The organism is Actinosynnema sp. NPDC002837, assembly GCF_040295345.1.
In the GTDB taxonomy this organism is placed as follows: Bacteria; Actinomycetota; Actinomycetes; order Mycobacteriales; family Pseudonocardiaceae; genus Actinosynnema.
Genome location: NZ_JBEOVG010000004.1, coordinates 41972 through 59589, shown reverse-complemented (window position 1 = coordinate 59589; position 17618 = coordinate 41972). Strand labels below are relative to the sequence as shown.

The 17618-nt window shown below is 72.1% G+C and carries 18 protein-coding genes; 9 read left to right on the top strand and 9 right to left on the bottom strand.

Features of this window, described 5'->3' with window-relative positions; genetic code table 11:
* Window positions 1-67 precede the first annotated feature (67 nt).
* Window positions 68-1366: a UDP-glucose dehydrogenase family protein gene (locus ABTZ99_RS04300; protein WP_499608036.1), complete on the bottom strand. Its 1299-nt coding sequence runs from the start codon at window positions 1364-1366 to the stop codon at window positions 68-70.
* A 281-nt stretch (window positions 1367-1647) separates the two neighbouring features.
* On the opposite strand from ABTZ99_RS04300, the gene ABTZ99_RS04295 reads away from it, so the two are divergent.
* A complete protein-coding gene (locus tag ABTZ99_RS04295; protein ID WP_499608033.1) occupies window positions 1648-2400 on the top strand; it encodes an SDR family NAD(P)-dependent oxidoreductase in 753 nt (250 codons plus the stop codon).
* Window positions 2401-2573: 173 nt separating this feature from the next.
* On the opposite strand, the gene ABTZ99_RS04290 is transcribed toward ABTZ99_RS04295, so the two are convergent.
* Complete coding sequence (locus tag ABTZ99_RS04290) at window positions 2574-4208, bottom strand: TM0106 family RecB-like putative nuclease (RefSeq protein WP_498771277.1); 1635 nt, start codon at window positions 4206-4208, stop codon at window positions 2574-2576.
* Between the two features lie 105 nt (window positions 4209-4313).
* Here ABTZ99_RS04290 and ABTZ99_RS04285 point away from each other — a divergent pair, with 105 nt between their 5' ends.
* On the top strand, window positions 4314-4745 hold the full coding sequence (locus ABTZ99_RS04285) for a DUF6474 family protein (RefSeq protein WP_498771279.1): 432 nt from the start codon (window positions 4314-4316) through the stop codon (window positions 4743-4745).
* Here the strand turns inward: ABTZ99_RS04285 and ABTZ99_RS04280 are convergent.
* Window positions 4726-6375, bottom strand: coding sequence for a BCCT family transporter (locus ABTZ99_RS04280; protein WP_498771281.1), 1650 nt, complete (start codon window positions 6373-6375; stop codon window positions 4726-4728). The genes ABTZ99_RS04285 and ABTZ99_RS04280 overlap by 20 nt on opposite strands.
* Window positions 6376-6500: 125 nt before the next feature.
* Between ABTZ99_RS04280 and ABTZ99_RS04275 the strand changes: the two genes are divergently transcribed.
* The 5 genes from ABTZ99_RS04275 to ABTZ99_RS04255 are packed head-to-tail and all read left to right on the top strand — an operon-like array spanning window position 6501 to window position 10264.
* The gene (locus ABTZ99_RS04275) at window positions 6501-7025 is read left to right on the top strand and encodes a hypothetical protein (protein WP_498771283.1); all 525 of its coding nucleotides are present in this window, start codon (window positions 6501-6503) and stop codon (window positions 7023-7025) included.
* A 48-nt stretch (window positions 7026-7073) separates the two neighbouring features.
* On the top strand, window positions 7074-7832 hold the full coding sequence (locus ABTZ99_RS04270; protein WP_499608028.1) for a YcnI family copper-binding membrane protein: 759 nt from the start codon (window positions 7074-7076) through the stop codon (window positions 7830-7832).
* Complete coding sequence (locus ABTZ99_RS04265; RefSeq protein ID WP_499608025.1) at window positions 7829-8392, top strand: copper resistance CopC family protein; 564 nt, start codon at window positions 7829-7831, stop codon at window positions 8390-8392. Before ABTZ99_RS04270 ends, ABTZ99_RS04265 begins: the two co-directional genes overlap by 4 nt.
* The gene (locus tag ABTZ99_RS04260) at window positions 8389-9411 is read left to right on the top strand and encodes a CopD family protein (RefSeq protein ID WP_499608022.1); all 1023 of its coding nucleotides are present in this window, start codon (window positions 8389-8391) and stop codon (window positions 9409-9411) included. The genes ABTZ99_RS04265 and ABTZ99_RS04260 overlap by 4 nt, the downstream gene beginning before the upstream one ends.
* 58 nt (window positions 9412-9469) lie before the next feature.
* On the top strand, window positions 9470-10264 hold the full coding sequence (locus ABTZ99_RS04255; protein ID WP_499608019.1) for an NAD(P)H-binding protein: 795 nt from the start codon (window positions 9470-9472) through the stop codon (window positions 10262-10264).
* A gap of 46 nt (window positions 10265-10310) precedes the next feature.
* Here ABTZ99_RS04255 and ABTZ99_RS04250 read toward each other — a convergent pair whose 3' ends face one another.
* The 3 genes from ABTZ99_RS04250 to ABTZ99_RS04240 all read right to left on the bottom strand — a co-directional run bounded on the left by ABTZ99_RS04250 (window position 10311) and on the right by ABTZ99_RS04240 (window position 12924).
* The gene (locus ABTZ99_RS04250) at window positions 10311-10595 is read right to left on the bottom strand and encodes a hypothetical protein (protein ID WP_498771293.1); all 285 of its coding nucleotides are present in this window, start codon (window positions 10593-10595) and stop codon (window positions 10311-10313) included.
* Between the two features lie 96 nt (window positions 10596-10691).
* A complete protein-coding gene (locus ABTZ99_RS04245; RefSeq protein ID WP_499608280.1) occupies window positions 10692-11582 on the bottom strand; it encodes an aminoglycoside phosphotransferase family protein in 891 nt (296 codons plus the stop codon).
* A gap of 19 nt (window positions 11583-11601) precedes the next feature.
* Window positions 11602-12924 (bottom strand): NsdA family TPR-like regulatory protein, encoded by a 1323-nt coding sequence (locus ABTZ99_RS04240; RefSeq protein ID WP_498771295.1) that lies wholly within the window; start codon window positions 12922-12924, stop codon window positions 11602-11604.
* A gap of 275 nt (window positions 12925-13199) precedes the next feature.
* Here ABTZ99_RS04240 and ABTZ99_RS04235 point away from each other — a divergent pair, with 275 nt between their 5' ends.
* A complete protein-coding gene (locus tag ABTZ99_RS04235; RefSeq protein WP_499608014.1) occupies window positions 13200-13523 on the top strand; it encodes a hypothetical protein in 324 nt (107 codons plus the stop codon).
* Window positions 13524-13536: 13 nt separating this feature from the next.
* Window positions 13537-13899: a hypothetical protein gene (locus tag ABTZ99_RS04230; RefSeq protein ID WP_053714584.1), complete on the top strand. Its 363-nt coding sequence runs from the start codon at window positions 13537-13539 to the stop codon at window positions 13897-13899.
* 395 nt (window positions 13900-14294) lie between these two features.
* Here ABTZ99_RS04230 and ABTZ99_RS04225 read toward each other — a convergent pair whose 3' ends face one another.
* From ABTZ99_RS04225 to ABTZ99_RS04215, 3 genes are read right to left on the bottom strand one after another with little or no spacing between them, the layout of a single operon-like run.
* On the bottom strand, window positions 14295-15080 hold the full coding sequence (locus ABTZ99_RS04225) for an SDR family NAD(P)-dependent oxidoreductase (RefSeq protein ID WP_498771299.1): 786 nt from the start codon (window positions 15078-15080) through the stop codon (window positions 14295-14297).
* Window positions 15081-15096: 16 nt separating this feature from the next.
* A complete protein-coding gene (locus ABTZ99_RS04220) occupies window positions 15097-16269 on the bottom strand; it encodes an MFS transporter (protein WP_499608011.1) in 1173 nt (390 codons plus the stop codon).
* A gap of 47 nt (window positions 16270-16316) precedes the next feature.
* Window positions 16317-17561: a glycoside hydrolase family 1 protein gene (locus ABTZ99_RS04215; RefSeq protein ID WP_499608009.1), complete on the bottom strand. Its 1245-nt coding sequence runs from the start codon at window positions 17559-17561 to the stop codon at window positions 16317-16319.
* Between the last annotated feature and the right edge of the window lie 57 nt (window positions 17562-17618).

Below are 17618 nucleotides of genomic sequence, written 5' to 3'. Positions count from 1 at the left end.
CTCGCCGAATTTTGTTACCCCTGCTAACGAGACCGTGTCCTGAAGATCAGCTGAACCCGAACCGCGCTCACCTCGCCTGGTCGGGCACCCGCAGCTCACGCCCCAGGCCGTGCAGCACGAGCCCCGCCCGCGCCAGCGCATCCGGGTCGAGGTGGTTGCGCGTGTCGAGCACCGTCGAACCGGCCATCACCGACGCCACCAGCGCCCAGTCCAGCGCGCGGAACTCCGGCCACTCGGTCAGCAGCACGACCGCGTCCGCGTCGCGCACCGCCGCGTACGGGGAGTCGACCACGGTCATCCCCACCAGCGGCCGGCTGATCTCCGGGTCGTGCGCGACCAGCTCCGCGCCCTCGAACGCGAGCAGCTCCGCCACCGCCAGCGCGGGCGAGTCGCGCAGGTCGTTGGTGCCCGCCTTGAACGCCAGCCCCAGCACGCCGATGCGGGCGCCGGCGAGCGGCCCGATGGCGCGGCGCAGCTTCTCCACCACCCGCCGCTGCTGCCGCGCGTTCGTCTCGATGGTGGCCTTGACCAGCGAGAAGTCCACGCCGACCGCATCGGCGATGCGCACCATGGCGTGCGTGTCCTTGGGCAGGCACGACCCGCCCCAGCCGGGGCCCGGCTTGAGGAACGACTGGCCGATGCGCTTGTCGTAGCCCATGCCCTCGGTGACGGAGGTGACGTCCGCGCCGACGAGCTCGCACAGCTCGGCGACCGCGTTGACGTAGGACAGCTTCATCGCCAGGAAGCAGTTGGCCGCGTACTTGACCATCTCGGCGCTGGCCGCGTCCATGAGCACCGTGGGCGCGCCGAGCCTGGTGAACAGCGCGCCGACGCGTTCGGGGGCCTGCGGCGAGTCCGAGCCGACCACGATCCGGTCGGGGTGCAGGAAGTCGCGCACGGCGCTGCCCTCGCGCAGGAACTCCGGGTTGGAGACGACGGCGACGTCCTCGCGCCCGAGCAGGGCCGCGACCCTGGTCGACGTGCCGACCGGAACGGTGGACTTGCACACCACGACCGCGCCGTAGGGCAGCACGTCGCGGATCTCCCGGGCCACCGCCTCGACCGCGCCGAGGTCCGCCGCGCCGCCCGCGCCCATGGGCGTCGGCAGGCACAGGAACACCACCTCGGCGTCGCCGACGGCGTGCCGCGCGCCCTCCACGAACGCGAGCCGTCCCGCCGACTGGCCCGCCGCCACCAGGTCGGCGAGGTCCGGTTCGAGGATGTCGACCTGCCCGGCACGCAGCCGCGCGACCTTGAGCGCGTCCACGTCGGCGCACACGACCCGATGCCCGAGGGAGGCCAGGCACGCCCCCGTCGTCAGGCCCACGTAACCCGTTCCCACGACCGCGATCCGCCGGACGAACATGGGTATGACGGTGGCACCCGAAGTTGACCGTGGGTCAAACACCAGGCGTATGCGGAGAGTGAGCTGGGTAGTCCCCCGGGTGTACGGGGAAACACCCCTCGCGGCGGACGCGGTTTCGCCTGGCCGAAGGCAAGGTCGTAGGTATGGAACTCGTCCTGTTCTCCCTGCTCTTCGTGGGCCTTGCGCTGCTGGCGGCCGTGCCGTTGGTCGCATTGCTCCACTTCTCCGAGCGCCGGGGGCTGAACGACCGTTAACCTCCTGGTCCCAGGACAGGAGGATGTATGGAGATCTCGGGTACCGCGGCGATCGTCACCGGCGGCGCGTCCGGGCTTGGCCTCGCGACCGCACGGGCGTTGGCGGCACGTGGTGCGGCGGTGTTCGCGCTGGACCTCTCTACCGACAACGCGCCTGACGTCGAGGGCGTCACCTACCTGGCGGCGGACGTGACCTCCGAGGAGGACGTCCAGGCCGCCGTCGACACGGCCGCCGGCTCCGGCTCGCCGCTGCGGGTCGTGGTGAACTGCGCGGGCATCGGCCCGTCGACGCGGACGGTCGGCAAGTCCGGCCCGCACCCGCTCGACCTGTACCGGAAGGTCATCGACGTCAACCTGGTCGGCACGTTCAACGTGCTGCGGCTGGCGGCGGCGGCGATGGGCAAGACCGAGCCGCTCGCGCACGGCCAGCGGGGCGTGGTGATCAACACGGCGTCGATCGCGGCGTTCGACGGGCAGATCGGGCAGGTGGCGTACGCGGCGTCGAAGGCCGCCGTGGTCGGGATGACCCTGCCCGCCGCGCGCGACCTGTCGTCGGTGGGCGTGCGGGTGATGACGATCGCGCCGGGCATCGTGGACACGCCGATGCTGGCGACCGTGTCGGACGAGTTCCGGGCCGGCCTGGCGGCGGGCGTGCCGTTCCCGAAGCGGCTGGCGCTGCCGGAGGAGTACGCGCAGCTGGCCGTGTCGATCGTGGAGCACGACTACCTGAACGGCGAGGTCATCCGCATGGACGGCGCACTGCGGATGGCTCCGCGGTGACATGGCCGCTGCTCCGCAGACGGCGGCTCGGTCGCCCGGGAGTCGACCGCTCGCGCCTGATTTCCCGACGATCGAAAAGCGTGATCGCCGGGAAATGAGTCACGAACGATCGACGCGACCTCGCGTGGTGGTCCGGTAGGGCGACCTCGCCCGCGACGCCGGAGGCGGCGCAATCACAAATCCCCGGCGAACGGCAGGTCGTCCATGGCGTCCGACGTCATCCACAGCCTCAGGGTGTGGGTGGCGCGGACGTCGTCCTCGTTGTACTCCAGCAGCCGGCGGCGCTGGGCGGGGTCGGCCGGCTTGCCGTCCATGCCCACGGCGTCGCGGTACCAGCGCATCGAGTTCTCGCCGCCCGCCTCCGGGTCGCGCCAGCGGAAGCCGGCGACCGGCGCGATGGTCTTCAGGCCCTTGCCGTGCGCGCACAGGAACTGGTCCTGCACGATGCCGAACAGGTCGACCCACGAGTCGGACGTGATGAACTCCCGCACCTGCGCCACGGTGGGGATGCCGGGCTGACCCTTGAACCGCTCGGCCGACCCCAGCAGCCAGCGGTTCTCCGCGAGCTCGTTGTAGCAGTAGGCCTTGAACGACAGGCCACGTGCGCGGGCGCGCAGCCGCACGCCCGTCAACCAGCCCCAGAACTCGGCGAACGACCGGGCCTCGTCCGCGCACGGCAGCGGGTCCCAGGTGGCGAACGCGCGGTAGCCGTGCTCCTCGCCGACGTCCTGCCCGGACAGCCAGCAGCCCCACATGTACGCGCCCAGGTCGCCGAAGCTCTCCATGTCCACGTCGACCTCGACGTCGGCGCGCGGCACCTCCATCCGGGACACGCGGCGCACCACGGTGAGGTCGCGCAGCCAGGCGCGGGCGAGGATCACCGCGTCGGAGTGCAGCATCCCGACCAGGGGGACGAGCTGCTCGTCCGGGTCGAGCGCGGCCAGCTCGTCGACCGTGTGGACGCCGACCTTGCGCAGCGCCGCGGCGTCCTCGCCGCGCACCACGAGGCTGACGTCGCGAGTGGTCTTCAGGTCGGCCTCGCACACCGGCCACCACGGGCAGCTGCGGCACTCCACGATCCGGGTCGGGCGGGCCTGCGGGTCGGCGCCGGTGGCGGCGGCGGACGCCACGGCCAGCCGGTCGGCGAACCGGGTGTCGTACTCGGCGAGGGCGTTCTTGCCGCCGGGCCACGTCGGCGCTTCCAGGTCGTGCCACACGACGACGTCGGCGTCCATGCCGATCACGCCGCCGGTCGCCCGGCCCTGCGCGGCGAAGCCGGAGGCCTGCAGCTGCCGCTGCGCGTGCGCCAGCCGGAGCTGGTCGCGCGGCTGGGGCCGGACCTTGCGCAGCGGGTCGACCCGCGCGCCGCCCGGCAGCGGGTGCGACAGCGGTGACGTGCGCGCGCCCTGGCCGGGGTCGCTGACCTTGTGCCGGACCACGAGCACCGGCACGTACCCGGTCGCCTCCTTGACCAGCAGGTCGATGCCGCCGCGCCGACCGCCCAGCGGGTCGCGGGGCAGCGCCGCGCCCCAGATGAACGGCACACCGGCCCGCATCGCGGCGGCGGTGACGCGCTCGCGGTCGGCCGACGGCACGTCGTGCGGTATTTCCATCAGGTCGGACCCGACCACCCGGCCCAGGGCGGTCGCGACCGCGCGCCGGTGGTCGTCCGCGTCGGCCTTGCGCTGCTGACCGGTCGGGTCCGGCGGCAGTTTGGGCACGTCACGCATGGTCGGATCGTGTTCGAGGTGCACCCGCCGCCGGCAACGAGTGACCACACCGGCGTCGAGCTGCACCTGGGAAGTCACCGGTGCAGCGTATGACGCCGGGCGCGCTGTTGTACCGGCAACCTCGCGGAGTCGAGTCGATCTTTTGCCGGAACGGCTCTAGGGTCAGGCACAGGAGGTGCGGCCATGGCGCGCGAGAAGGGCAAGGGGTTCACCCCGGCCAGGGTGAAGAACCTCGTCGGCGTGGCCAAGGTGCTGGCGCCGACGTTGATCCCGGTGATGGCGCCGGTCGCGGCCAGGGCCGCCGCGCTCCTGGGCGACCGCTACGACCACTACCGGGCCGCGCGGCTCGGCGTGCCCGTCGACCAGCTGACCAGGTACTCGGGCAAGGGCGCGCGCCTGCACGCCCGGATCGCCGGGTTCGCCGACGCGCTCGCCCAGCTCCGCGACACCGAGCCGACCTACGTCCAGGACACCGAGAAGCGGCTGGCGCAGCTGCTGGCCGCGGTGCGGGCGTCCGAGCGGATGCCCGCACCGCGGCGCAAGGCGGCGCACCGCGCGGTCTCGGTCGACCTGGACGCGATGGAAGCCGACCTGCTCAAACGCCTCGGCGTGTGAGCTCCTCCACGGTCCGGTAGGCGGTCTCCTCCGGGTTGGGGTCCTGCGGGTCGTAGTGCGCGGTGACCTCCTCCATCACCTCGGCGACCCGTTCCTCCCGCCGGATCAGCGGGTCGCTGCGCAGGTCACGGGCCAGCGACACGCACAGCCCCACCATGACGACCATGAACGGCAGCGCCGCGATGATCGTGAGGTTCTGCAGGCCGGTCAGCGCGCTCGTCCCGCCGATCAGGAGCATCACCGCCGCGACGAGACCGGTGAGCACGCCCCAGAACACCACCACGGGCTTCGACGGCCGGATCGAGCCGCGCTGCGACAGCGTGCCCATCACCACGGACGCGGCGTCCGCGCCGGACACGAAGAAGATCGCCACCAGCAGCATCACCACCACCCCGGCGACGGAGGCCAGCGGGAACTGGTCGAGCAGCCCGAACAGCTGGCCCTCCGGGGAGGCCGTGCCCGCGAGGTCCGCGCCGGACCGCTGCACGAAGATCGCCGTGCCGCCGAACACGCAGAACCACGCCAGGCTCACCAGGCTGGGCACGCCGATCACGCCGGCCACGAACTGCCGGATGGTGCGGCCGCGGCTGATGCGGGCGATGAACATGCCGACGAACGGCGTCCACGAGATCCACCACGCCCAGTAGAAGATCGTCCAGCCGGACAGCCACGTCTCGGTGGCGTCGCCGCCGGACGCGGCGGTGCGGCCCGCCATGTCGGCCAGCTCGCGGAAGTAGTCGCCGATCGCGGTGGGCACGAGGTTCAGCACGAACACCGTCGGCCCGACCACGAACACGAACGCGGCCAGCACCACGGCCAGCACCATGTTGATGTTCGACAGCCACTGGATGCCCTTGGCCACGCCGGACACCGCCGACGCGACGAACGCCATGGTCAGCACGGCGATGACGCCGACCACGATGCCGTTGCCCACCTCGCCCAGCCAGCCCGCGACCTGCAGGCCGCTGCCGATCTGGAGCGCGCCGAGGCCGAGCGACGTGGCCGAGCCGAACAGGGTGGCGAAGATCGCCAGCACGTCGATCGCGCGACCGGCGGGCCCCTCGGCGCGGCGCTTGCCCAGCAGCGGGGCGAACGCCGCGCTGATCAGCTGGCTGCGACCGCGGCGGAAGCTGCCGTAGGCGATGGCCAGGCCCACGACGGCGTAGATCGCCCACGGGTGCAGCGTCCAGTGGAACAGGGTGGTGGCCATCGCGGTCTGCAACGCCTGGTCCGACCCGCCCTCGACGGTGCCGGGCGGCGGCTTGACGAAGTGCGACAGCGGCTCGTTCACGCCGTAGAACATCAGCCCGATGCCCATGCCCGCGCTGAACATCATCGCGATCCACGAGATCGTGCGGAATTCCGGAGGCTCGTCGTCGCGGCCGAGCGGGATGCGGCCGTAGCGGCTCACCGCGAGCCACAGGGCGAAGAGCACGAAGCCCGACGCGCTGAGCACGAACGCCCAGCCCAGGTTGCCGATGACCCAGGTCAGGGCCGATTTCGACGCCGTGGCCAACGATGCCGTGCCGAGGATGCCCCACGCGACGAACCCGAGGGTGACAACTGCGGCGACACCGAACACCACGCGGTCCGTCCGCCCTGGTCGATCCAGCTTCGGATCACCGGGCAACGGCTCTTTGACATGTTTACTCTCGGTCGTCACGGGTAACCACTACCCCCGATCGGAGTAGCGCAAACCCACGCCACCCCGTGGGGGCTGACGCCGGGGCGGCACGACCTCCTACTCTCTGGAGTATGACCAGCCGGCCCGCACCGACCCGCCTCGCGCGGGCCGTGCTGCTGGCCGTCACCTCGGCGGCGCTCAGCGTCACCGCTCATGGCGCGGCGGGCGGCTCGGTGACCGAGTTCGCGCCCGCGCTGCCGTTGACCTTGCTCGTCGCCTTCGCGGGCACGGCGCTCGCCGAACGCGGACGCCGACCGTGGACGATCCTGGCCACGCTGGGCGTCGCGCAAGTCGGGCAGCACGCGCTGCTCAACCTCGGCCACCACGCCGCCGACGGTCCCGGCCTCGGGTTCAGCCCGACCGCCATGACCGCCGCGCACGCCTTCGCCGCCCTGCTCACCGGTCTGCTGCTGGCCCGCGCCGACGCCGCGCTGCACGCGCTGGTCGGCGTGGTGACCCGGCTGCTGCCGCCGCCCCACACGCCGGTCGCGCCGGCCGGGGCGCTGTGGGCGCCCACCCCCTCGCCGACGGCGAACGTGCTGGTCGACGTGGTGTTGCGGCGGGTGCACGGCCGCCGCGGCCCTCCTGGTTCCTGATCACCCGGGTCCCCGAAGCACACCTCAGGTCTCAGGAGCCACAACTTCATGTCGACAAAGCGATTTGGCGTGCGCACGCTCGCCAAGGGCGGCGCCGCGCTCGGCGCCGCCGCGATCCTCGCGCTGACCACCGCGGGCCTGGCGTCCGCCCACGTCACCGCGTCCACGCCGAAGGACGCCGTGCAGGGCGGGTACACCAAGGTCACGCTGCGCGTGCCCAACGAACGCCCCGACTCGGGCACGGTCAAGCTGGAGCTGACCCTGCCCGCCGAGTACCCGCTGGCCTCGGTCAGCACGAAGCCGACGCCCGGCTGGAAGGTCGAGGCGGTCAAGGAGAAGCTGGCCACCCCGGTCAAGAGCCACGGCCGCGAGGTCACCGAGGCCGTGCGCACGGTCACGTGGACCGCGGAGCCGGGCAACCGCATCGAGCCCGGCCAGTTCAACGAGTTCGACCTGTCCATCGGGCCGCTGCCGGACAACACCGACCAGCTGCTGCTGCCGACCAAGCAGACCTACGACAGCGGCGAGGTCGTCGACTGGAACGCGCCGCCGCCCGCCGAGGGCGCCGACGAGCCGGAACGCCCCGCGCCCGTGCTGAAGCTCGTCGCCAAGACCGACGGCGACGCGCACGGCACGGCCACCACGACGGCGGTCGCGGACACCGGGCACGACCCGGCGGCGGCCGGCTCGACCGACGACACGGCCCGCTGGCTGGGCGGCGCCGGTCTGGCGGTCGGCGCGCTGGGGCTCGGGTTGGGTGCGGGAGCCGTGCTGCGGTCCCGCCGAGCGGGCAAGCCGACGGCATGAGGCGCGTCGTCTCGCTGCTGCTGACCGGCCTCGTCGCGGGCGCGGTCGTGCTCGGCACGGCCGCACCGGCGTTCGCGCACAACGTGCTGGTCAGCAGCGACCCCAAGGACGGGTCGCGGTTGGAGGCCGGGCCGGCGGCGATCACGCTGACCTTCGACCAGGCCGTGCAGGCCGGGGAGAAGTTCAACACGATCACCGTCACCGGGCCCGAGGGCACGCGCTGGGAAGCGGACGGCGAGCCGACGGTCAAGAACAACAGCGTCGTCTTCCCGGTCCGCCCGCTGGGCCCGGCCGCCGAGTACACCGTCGGCTACCGGGTCCTCTCCGCGGACGGGCACCCGGTGACGGGTTCGCTCAAGTTCACCCTGACGAAGGAGGGCAGCGGCACGCCCGCGCCCGCCTCCTCGTCGGCCGCCCAGGACCCGGCGTCGCCGTCGTCCGGGTCGGGCGGCGTGCCCATCTGGGTGTGGATCGCCGGCGCGGCCGTGCTGCTGGCCGGTGGCGCGTTCCTCGCGCTGCGCGGCGGCGCGGACAGCGCCAAGGAGAGCACCAGGCGATGACGGCGAACCGGACCACCACCACCGCGAACAGGTACTGGGTCGTCGGCGGCCTGCTGGCAGGCGGGGCCGTCGGCGTCTTCCTGGGCCTCGGCCTGTCCACCGCACCGGAAGCGGTGGGCGTGGCCGAGCCGGGGGTGGTGGTCCGGTTCGGCCACCCGTTGGTGCGAACGCTGCTCGACCTGGCCGCGACGATCGTCGTCGGCCTCTCGCTGCTGCCGAAGCTGCTCGGGTTCAGCCGGCCCGCCATCACCGAGCCGGTGATGCGGATCGCCCGACCCGCCGCCGTGGTCGCGGCGGCGGTGTGGGCGTTCACCGCGCTGGTGTCGATCGTGATCCGGGCCTACGAGACGCGCCCGGACGCGGAACTGACCATGCCGATGGTCGTGGACTACGTGCAGCGCGTCGGCGCCGGGCAGGGACTGCTGTTCAGCGCGGTGTGCGCGCTGGTGTACCTGTGGATCGGCGTCATGGCCGTGCGCCGGGGCGAGTCGGTGCCGGCGGAGCTGCGCATCCTGATCGCCATGTTCGGCCTGCTGCCGCTGCCCGTGACCGGCCACGCGTCGAACTGGAAGTACCACGACTACTCCATGATCTCGATGGAGCTGCACGTGCTCGGCGCGGCGGCGTGGACCGGTGGCCTGGCGGCGCTGGTCGTGCTGGTCGCCCACCGGCGGGGACTGCTGGCCGAGGCGCTGCCGAAGTTCTCGAAGCTGGCCACGATCGCGCTGGTCCTGGTGTCGGTGACGGGGTTGTTCAACGGCCTGCTGGAGCTGGCGCTCAACCCGGTCGTCGGGCTGCCCGGCTCGCTGTTCACCACGTCCTACGGCCTGGTCCTGGTTGGCAAGGTCGCGTGCGCCGCGGCGCTGGCCGTGCTCGGCGCGAACATCCGGTGGCGGTTCCTGCCGCACATCGCGCAGCACAAGACGACGGCGATCGTGGGCTGGGCCGCGGTGGAGCTGGCGATCATGGGCATCGCGTTCGGCCTGGCGGTCGTGCTCTCCCGGGCGCCGGTCGCCTGACCCGTCGGCGGGTCGGCGCAGGCGCGAGGATGTCGGACCCCTGTGATTGGGTCGATCCATGGCTGATCGACCGATCCTGGTACTGGGCGCCACCGGCTCGACCGGCAGGCGGCTGGCCGCGCGGCTCTCCGGAGCGGGCCACGCCGTGCGCCGGGCGTCACGCCGGGGCGAGGTGCGCTTCGACTGGTCCGACCCCGGCACGTGGGCGGGCGCGCTGGACGGCGTCGAGCGGGTCTACCTGATGGCGCCGCACGAGCTGCCGGTCGAGCCCGGCTTCGTGGCCGAGGCCGTGGCGCGGGGCGTGCGGCGGTTCGTGCTGCTGTCCACCCGCGGCGTGGTGGAGATGGGCGACGAACGGCTGCTCGCCGCCGAACGGCTGGTGCGCGAGTCCGGCGTCGGGTGGACCGTGCTGCGGCCGGACTGGTTCGACCAGAACTTCGACGAGGGCTTCTTCCGGCCCTCGGTGCTCGCGGGCGAGCTGGTGCTGCCCCTCGGCGAGAAGGAGCAGGCGTTCGTGGACGCGGGCGACATCGCCGCGGTGGCCGCCGCCGCGCTGACCGAGGACGGGCACGAGGGCGAGGTGTACGAGGTCACCGGGCCCGAGGCGTTGTCGTTCCCGCAGGCCCTCGACGTGCTCGCCCGGGTCACCGGCCGGGAGGTGGAGTTCCGCGGCACGCCCGCCGACTACCGGGCCGTCGTGCCCCCCGACCTGGCCGAGGAGCAGATCAAGGCGTGGGACGCGCTGGCCGACGGCGAGCCGACCGACACCGTCGCCCGGATCACCGGACGTGAGCCCAAGAGCTTCCACGACTACGCGGTGGAGGCGTGGGAAGGAGGGGCATGGCGCGACTAGCCGTCGGCGAGTGGTCCGTTCGGTGCGACGAGCTGCGCCGAACGCCCTAGTCGGTGACCGGTCGGGCGGAAGAGTCCTCGCGAAGCCGGGTCAGCGCCGCCATCGCGTCCTGACCACGCCGTTCGAGCTCCTTGGCGTCGATCCAACCGTTGGCGAAGTACCGGTAGTCCCGCGCGAGCTTCACCAGTTCGGCCAGGTAGGTCGCCGAGCGCCGCCGCCGCTGCTCGTCGAACGACGCCAGGAACGGCAGCTGCGTGTCCACGACCTCGTCCAACATGCGGGCGGCCCGCAGGGCTCGCCTTCGCCGCAACACCGGCAGATTCCCGACCACTCGCACACCTCGCCGACCCCGTCACGCCATCCGTCGATGCCTCAGTCGTGAAACGCGCGCCGAGCGTTACCGGTTCGTTCCCCCACGACCCCCGTTTCAGCGGTAGGGGGTCCACGGAGTGGTGGTGTCGCCCGCGCGCAACGCTTTGAGCCGGCTGTGCAGCTCCTCGCGCACGCCGGGGTGGCTGCGCATGATCGGCAGCACGCTCGTGGTCAGCTTCAGCTCCCTGACCTCGCGCAACACCGGGAAGCCTGCCCACCGGGTGACGTCGAAGCCGTACTCGTCGGCCAGCTGCCGGTACCACTCGGCGGGGTGGCCGAAGCGGGCGACGCCGACCGGCAGGGTGCTCAGGTCCCACTCGCGCGGCCCGACGCTGGTGGAGTCGAAGTCGCAGATCACCGGGCCGTCGGGGCTGGGGATGAGGTTGCCCAGGTGCGCGTCGCCGTGCAGGACGCCCTGCGGCAGCACGGTCCGCAGCTCGGCCAGGCGGTCGTCGGCCGCGGCGCACCGGTCCTCCAGGAACCGGCGGTCCGGCGCGGACAGCTCCTCGGCGTCCGCGATGCGCCGGCGCACGTCGTCCAGCGGCGCCCAGCGCGGCAGGTCGAACTCCGGCGCGGGCAGCGCGTGCACCTGGCGCAGCACCCGACCCAGGTCACGGCCGTCGACGGGCCTGCCACCGGACGGCACCGTGTGCCACACCGTGGCCAGGTGCTCGCCGACCGCCAACGGCTGCGGCACGCCCTCGACCAGCCGCACGGCCGGCACGTCGTGCGAGGCGAGCCACCGCGCGACCTCGACCACCTTGACCGCGCGGTGGCGCAACGTCGTCGAACCGACGATCCGCACCACCACCCGGTCGACGGGCAGGTCGAACACGGCGTTGCTGGTGAACTTCACCAGCCGCGCGCCTCGGTGCGCGAACCCCAGGTCGGCGCACAGCCGCCTCAGCACGGCGGTCAACGCGGTGGAGGTGAACCTGCCGTCCAGGACCCCGACTCCCCGCAGTTCAGGCCGCGCTGTCGTTGCCGGTGAACTTGGCCAGGCGTTCGGCCAGCTCACGGGCGTCGGGGTTGTTCCGGCGCTTCTCGGCTTCGTGCTGCAGCGGCTTCATCCGGTCCTTCGTGCGGACCGACTTCAGGCCCTCGGACAGTTCGATCGCCTGCCGGCCGAGCCGCGCGCCGTGGTCGATGTCGCCGTCGAGCAGGTGGTTGATCGACAGGGAGGTGAGGTTGAACGACCGGCTGCGGGTCATGTCCTCGCCGTAGCCGCCGATGGCCTTGGTCAACGCGGGCACGGCGGTGCGCGTGTACTTCGCGTCCACGGTCTGCGCCAGCTCCGTGTGCACGGTGCCGATCATCGCGGACAGGTCGTTGGCGTCGAAGAACTTCGCCCACGCGGGCGCCTCGCCGATGTTGGCGCGGGCGAACTCGTCGCGCGCCCGCCCGAGCAGCTTCAGCGCCTGGTCGTCGGAGCCCATCTTCGCGTAGGCCCACGCCTCGTTGGCGCACAGGATGCCGACGGCGAGCTCCGAGCCGGAGTTCTGCGCGGCCAGCTGGCCGAGCTGGAACACCTTCAACGCGTCGTCCGGCGCGTTCTGGTGCAGGTAGACGCGGCCCATCCGGTACAGGATGTTGGCCACGAGCTCTTCCTTGCGCCCCTGCTTCGCCAGGCCGAGCGCCTGGCCGAAGTGGTTGCGGGCCGAGTCGTACAGGCCGGTGTCGAACGAGGTCCACCCGGCGAGGTTGTGCAGGTCGGCGAGCGCGACGTACAGGCGTTCCTTGACCAGGTCGGTCGCGTTCGCGCCGAGCATCTGCTGGCCCCACGAGAGCTGGGCGACCACCGCGTCGCGGCACGAGCCGCCGCCGTACTGGTAGTCGAGCGTGCGCAACGCCCTGGTGGCCGCTTCGACCTGTCGGACGTCGGTCATGCCGATGCGGCCAGGGGCCGGAGTCTGCGCGGGCGACGAAGCCCAAGACCCGGAGTCCGTACCGAACACGGCCGCGCCGACGGTGATGGCGGCGGCGTGCGCGAGGAACTTCCTTCGCTTCACCGACTCGTCCTCCTCAGAATGGGGTGACTCCGCCGTGGCGGCCACCCTCACTGCCGTGGCCTCGTCGTAAGCGAGACCCATGTACCCCCTGGGTACGCCCAAGCCCGCGGCGATCCGCGCGAGGACGTCGTAGGCCATGACCTGGCGTCCCTTGAGGATCTCCGAGACTTCGGACTGCGACTGGCCCGTCAGCGCCGCGATCTGGCGCTGCGAGACACCGTGCCGTCGGAGCAGCCGGTAGACCGCGCTGATCTCTCGTCTGGCCAGGGCGTCACGCATCTCCTGCTGGTCCCAGACCTCTGGGGTAACAGGAGAGCTTGGCGAACCGATGGTGTTCAATTGCGCCCCCTCACAGTCCTTTGGGCGTCAACGGCAGAGTAGGGGCACTCCCCCGACTGCGAGAAGTACCGATCGGCGAGGCTGATCGGCCCTGCCGAACTCCACTGACCGCTTACCGTGGAACGGCCACCGGCCAGCGCTATGACGTCCCGATCCGGGTTGAATCATCGCAATCTAAGTTCCGGTAAGCGAGTGAGCACGGAGAGGAACATGTCGTGGACCTGATCGAGCGGGCGGTGACCACCCCTGGTGGGTCGGCAGCGCCTGCCGTGGCCGCGACCGACGCCTCTCCCTCACCCCTGTCCGTCCAGGAGTCGACCGACCTCGGCTCCGGATGGCGCGGCACGACCGGGCACCGTCGCTGGTGGCGCATCCGCTGCAGCGACGTGGTCGACCGGGAGCGCTGCCTCACCGTGATGGTCGACCGGGGCCGCGTGGTCCTGGTCGGTCCTCCCGGCGAGACGGCGGTCCTTTCGGCCGACCAACTCGTACAACTCAGGGCCGCGCTACGTGAGGCCGCCGAGCAGGCGGAAAGGTGACGGTGACGTTTCGGTGGACGAGATCCTCGGACAAGTTCTTCGCAACGCGGTGTGGGAGCGGTTGGACCTGCTCACAGAGCTGGCCAACGAGGCCGACGCCCCGTCCCTCCTGTCGGTGGCACGTTCCGAGCTCCCTCGGCTGACCGAGGGGTGGCGGGCCCTGCTCGCCGCGCACGAACCGGACGAGAAGGGCAACTGCCCCGAGTGCTCCGGACGGTGGCGGCAGCAGAAGAGCCCCTGCTCGGTGTGGCGCGCCGCGTACGAACACCTGGTCGCGGGCGGTTTGGCCCCGCGCCCGGCTCGGCACCTCCGATCGGCGCCGGTGACGCCTCCTGTCACCCGTTCGCGCCGGGGAATGGTGGTCCGAGCCCACTAACGGGCGGCCCCGACCTGTCGTTCCCCCGACGCGACCAGGTCGAGCACCCGCCTACTGGCCGGCGGTCCGGGACGTGCGAACCCCCGACCGCGACGAACGGACCGCCGGCCAGCTAAAGCTCCACCAGCCAGAGTTCCACCAGCTCAAGCTCCACCCAGCCAGAGTTCCAGCAGCAGGAACCAACTACACAGACATCCGCGGGCCGGTGTTGTGCACACCTTCCCTCCCCGACCGACACTGGTCCGCGGGCACCACTCGGCCCCGATGTCCGCACCTCCCGCGCGGACGTCGGGGCCGTTCAGCGTGATCAGCCCGGTCAGCGAGATCAGCCCGGTCAGCGAGATCAGCCCGGTCAGCGAGATCAGCCGGGTCGGTGGTGAGGCCGGTCGGCGCGGTCAGCGGTGGGTGCCGGTCAGCCAGGTCAGGTACCCGGTCACCCCCGGGAACAGCCGGCCGGCCAGGTCGAACGCCTTCAGCTGCCACGGGAACACCGCCTCGTCCCGCTCCCGCTCCACCACGTCGGCGATCCGCGCCGCGACCACCTCCGGCGTGACGGTCGGGATCAGCCTGGCCAGCCTCGGGATCCGCTCCTCGGCGCCGGGGTTGTTGACGAAGTACCTGCTGCTCACCTTGCCCGGCACGACCTCGCTCACCCCGACCCCGGTGCCGCGCAGGTCCATCCGCAGCGCCGCGGTCATCCCGCGCAACGCGTAGCGGGCCGCCGCGTACCCGGTCGCGCCGGGGATCGGCAGGCGGGACACCGGCGAGTTGACGTTGACCACCCGCCCGGAGCCGCGCGCCCGCATGCCGGGCAGGAACTCCCTGGTCAGGTGCAGCGCGGCGGTGAACGGCAGGGCGATCATCCCGGCCAGCTCGGGGGTCGGGGTCTCGTCGAGGAACAGCCAGCGGCCGACGCCCGCGTTGTTGACCAGCACGTCCGGCACGCCGACCTCGGCGACCACCCGTTCGGCGAGCGTGCGGATCCCGTCGACGTCCGCGAGGTCCGCCGGCACGGCGAGCGCACGCCCACCGGTCGCCGTGATCCGTTCGACCTGCTCATCGAGCGCTTCACCGCCGCGTGCCACCAGCACGACAACCGAACCGCGCCCCGCGAGCGTCCGGGCCGTCGCCGCGCCGATGCCCTGCGACGCGCCGGTCACCACGACCGCCTTACCCGCCAACCGCAACGAACTCCCCCTAAGCCACGGAACGAACCCTGGTCACGAACGCCGCCGCGCACAGCGTGGCGACCGCCGACACGGCGAACAACCCCCGGTACCCGCCGAGCGACGCCAGCACGAACGTCGTCAGCAGCGGCGCGATCACCTGGGGCAGCGAGTTGGCGATGTTGAGCACGCCGAGGTCCTTGGCCCGGTCCGACGCGGCGGGCAGCACCTGCGTCAGCAGGGCCAGCGCCACCGCCCAGTACGCGCCGAAGCCGAGCCCGAGCAGCGGCGCGGCGATCAGCGCGGCCGGCCACGTCGGCCACACGACCAGCAGCAACGCGGCCAGCGCCATCACGCCGGCCGCCAGGAGCACGTACGGCTTGCGGCGGCCGGTGCGGTCGGAGCGGGCGCCGACGGCGAACGCGCCGATCGCCAGCGCCACGCCGTAGAGCAGCATCAGCACCAGCAGGCCGTTCTCGGGTTCCGGGTGCCGGACCACGTCACCGAGGAAGTACAGCAGGTAGAGCGTGCCGAACGCGTTGCCCAGGTTGATCATGAAGTGCGCGCACCACGCCCAGGCGAAGTCCGGGTGCCGCCTCGGCGACACCCACAGCTCGCGCCACCGCAGCGCCGGGCGGGCGGCGGGCGGCAGGCGGACGTCCGGGGTGATCAGCACGAACGCCAGCGCACCGGCCACGACCAGCGCCGCGCACGCCAGGTACCCGTTCGCCAGGCCGCTGACCAGCACCGTCACCACGATCGCGCCGAGCACCGTGCCGAGCATCTGGGAGATGCCGACGAGCCCGCCCACCTTGGCCCGCTGCCGCACGGGCACCCGGTCGGGCACGGCGGAGGTGAGGCTGGCGAGCATCCCGTTCAGCCCGGCCTGCACCAGGCACCACCCGATCACCATCACACCGACGGATGACGCGGACGACAGCACCGCCAGGCCGACGGCGCCGACGAGCGCGCCCGCGAGCGTCCACGGGTGCCGCCGGCCGAACCGGGACGTGGTGCGGTCCGACGACAGCCCGATCAGCGGGTTCGCGACCAGGGCAACGAGCGCGCCGACGCCCGTGACCAGGCCGAACACCGCTTCCTTCGCGGTGGAGTCGAGCAGTTCGGCCTGCTGCGGCAGCAGCACCTGGATGGGCGCGTAGATGGCCAGCCAGAGGCCGAGGTTGGCCAGGAACAGCCACGTCATCCACGATCGGCGGACCGGGACGGCCGGTTCCGCCAACGCCTCCGCCGTCACTGCCTGATCCGATCGCGGTACCACTCGTAGGAGGCACGCGGGGTGCGTTGCTGCGTTTGGTAGTCGACCTGGACGAGGCCGAACCGCTGCGAGTACCCCGAGTCCCACTCGAAGTTGTCCATCAGGGACCACACGAAGTACCCGCGCACGTCGGCCTTCAGGGCTTCCGCGATGTGCGCGTCCAGGTACGCGATCCGCTCGGTGTCGTCGAGCGAGTCGGGGTAGCTGCACCCGCTCTCGGTCACGTAGACGGGCGGCAAGTCGACAAATCGATCTCGCAACAGGGAGATCATCTCGGACAGCCCGGACGGCACCACCGGCCAGCCGAAGCCGGTCTTCGGGTACTCGTCGACGTCCACCAGCTCGAACGGCAGCGGGTTGCCCTCGGACGGCAGCCGCAGCCGGGTCGGGTTGTAGTAGTTGACGCCGTAGAAGTCGAGCGGCGCGGAGGTGATCGCCAGGTCGCCGTCCACGATCGGCAAGCGGTCGGCCAGCGAGTCCGGGTAGCGGCCGGCCAGCTGCGCGTCGGCGTAGAGCCAGTTGTGCAGATCGGAGTAGGCGTCGGCGGCGGGCCCGTCGGCCGGGGTGGCGGGCCAGGCGGGCGTGTGGTTGTTGGCCGTGCCCACGGCGCGCGCTCCGGCGGACCGCAGCGCCTGCACCGCGAGCCCGTGCGCGAGGTTGAGGTGGTGGGCGGTCGGCAGGGCGTCGAAGAGCAGCGCCTTGCCCGGCGCGTGCTGCCCGGTGGCGTACCCGAGCAGGGTGACCATCGCGGGCTCGTTGATCGGGATCCACATCGCGACCCGGTCGGCCAGGCGTGCGGCGACCCGCTCGGCGTACTCGGCGAACCGGTGGGCGGTGTCGCGGGCGAGCCAGCCGCCCTCGGCCTCGACGGCCAGCGGCGTGTCCCAGTGGTACAGCGTGACGACGGGCGCGATGCCGGATTCCAGCAGCTCGTCCACCAGCCGGTCGTAGAAGACCAGGTCGCCCGCGAGCACCCGCGGCCAGGACACGGAGAACCGGTAGGCGCCGACGCCCAGGGACCGCATCAGGCCGACGTCCTCGCGGTAGCGGCGGTAGTGGTCGCACGCCACGGACGCGTCCTGCCCCTCGAACGCCGGGAACGCGTCCCACACGGACGGTTGCCTGCCGGCGGCGGTGAACGAGCCCTCGATCTGGAAGGCGGAGGTCGACACGCCCCACAGGAAGTCGTCGGACAGGGTCACGCAAGCCTCCCAGAACATGAAAGTGATTCGGATCGTAGGCGTGTTGCGCCGTGAAGTGAAGTGGAAAGGTCCATT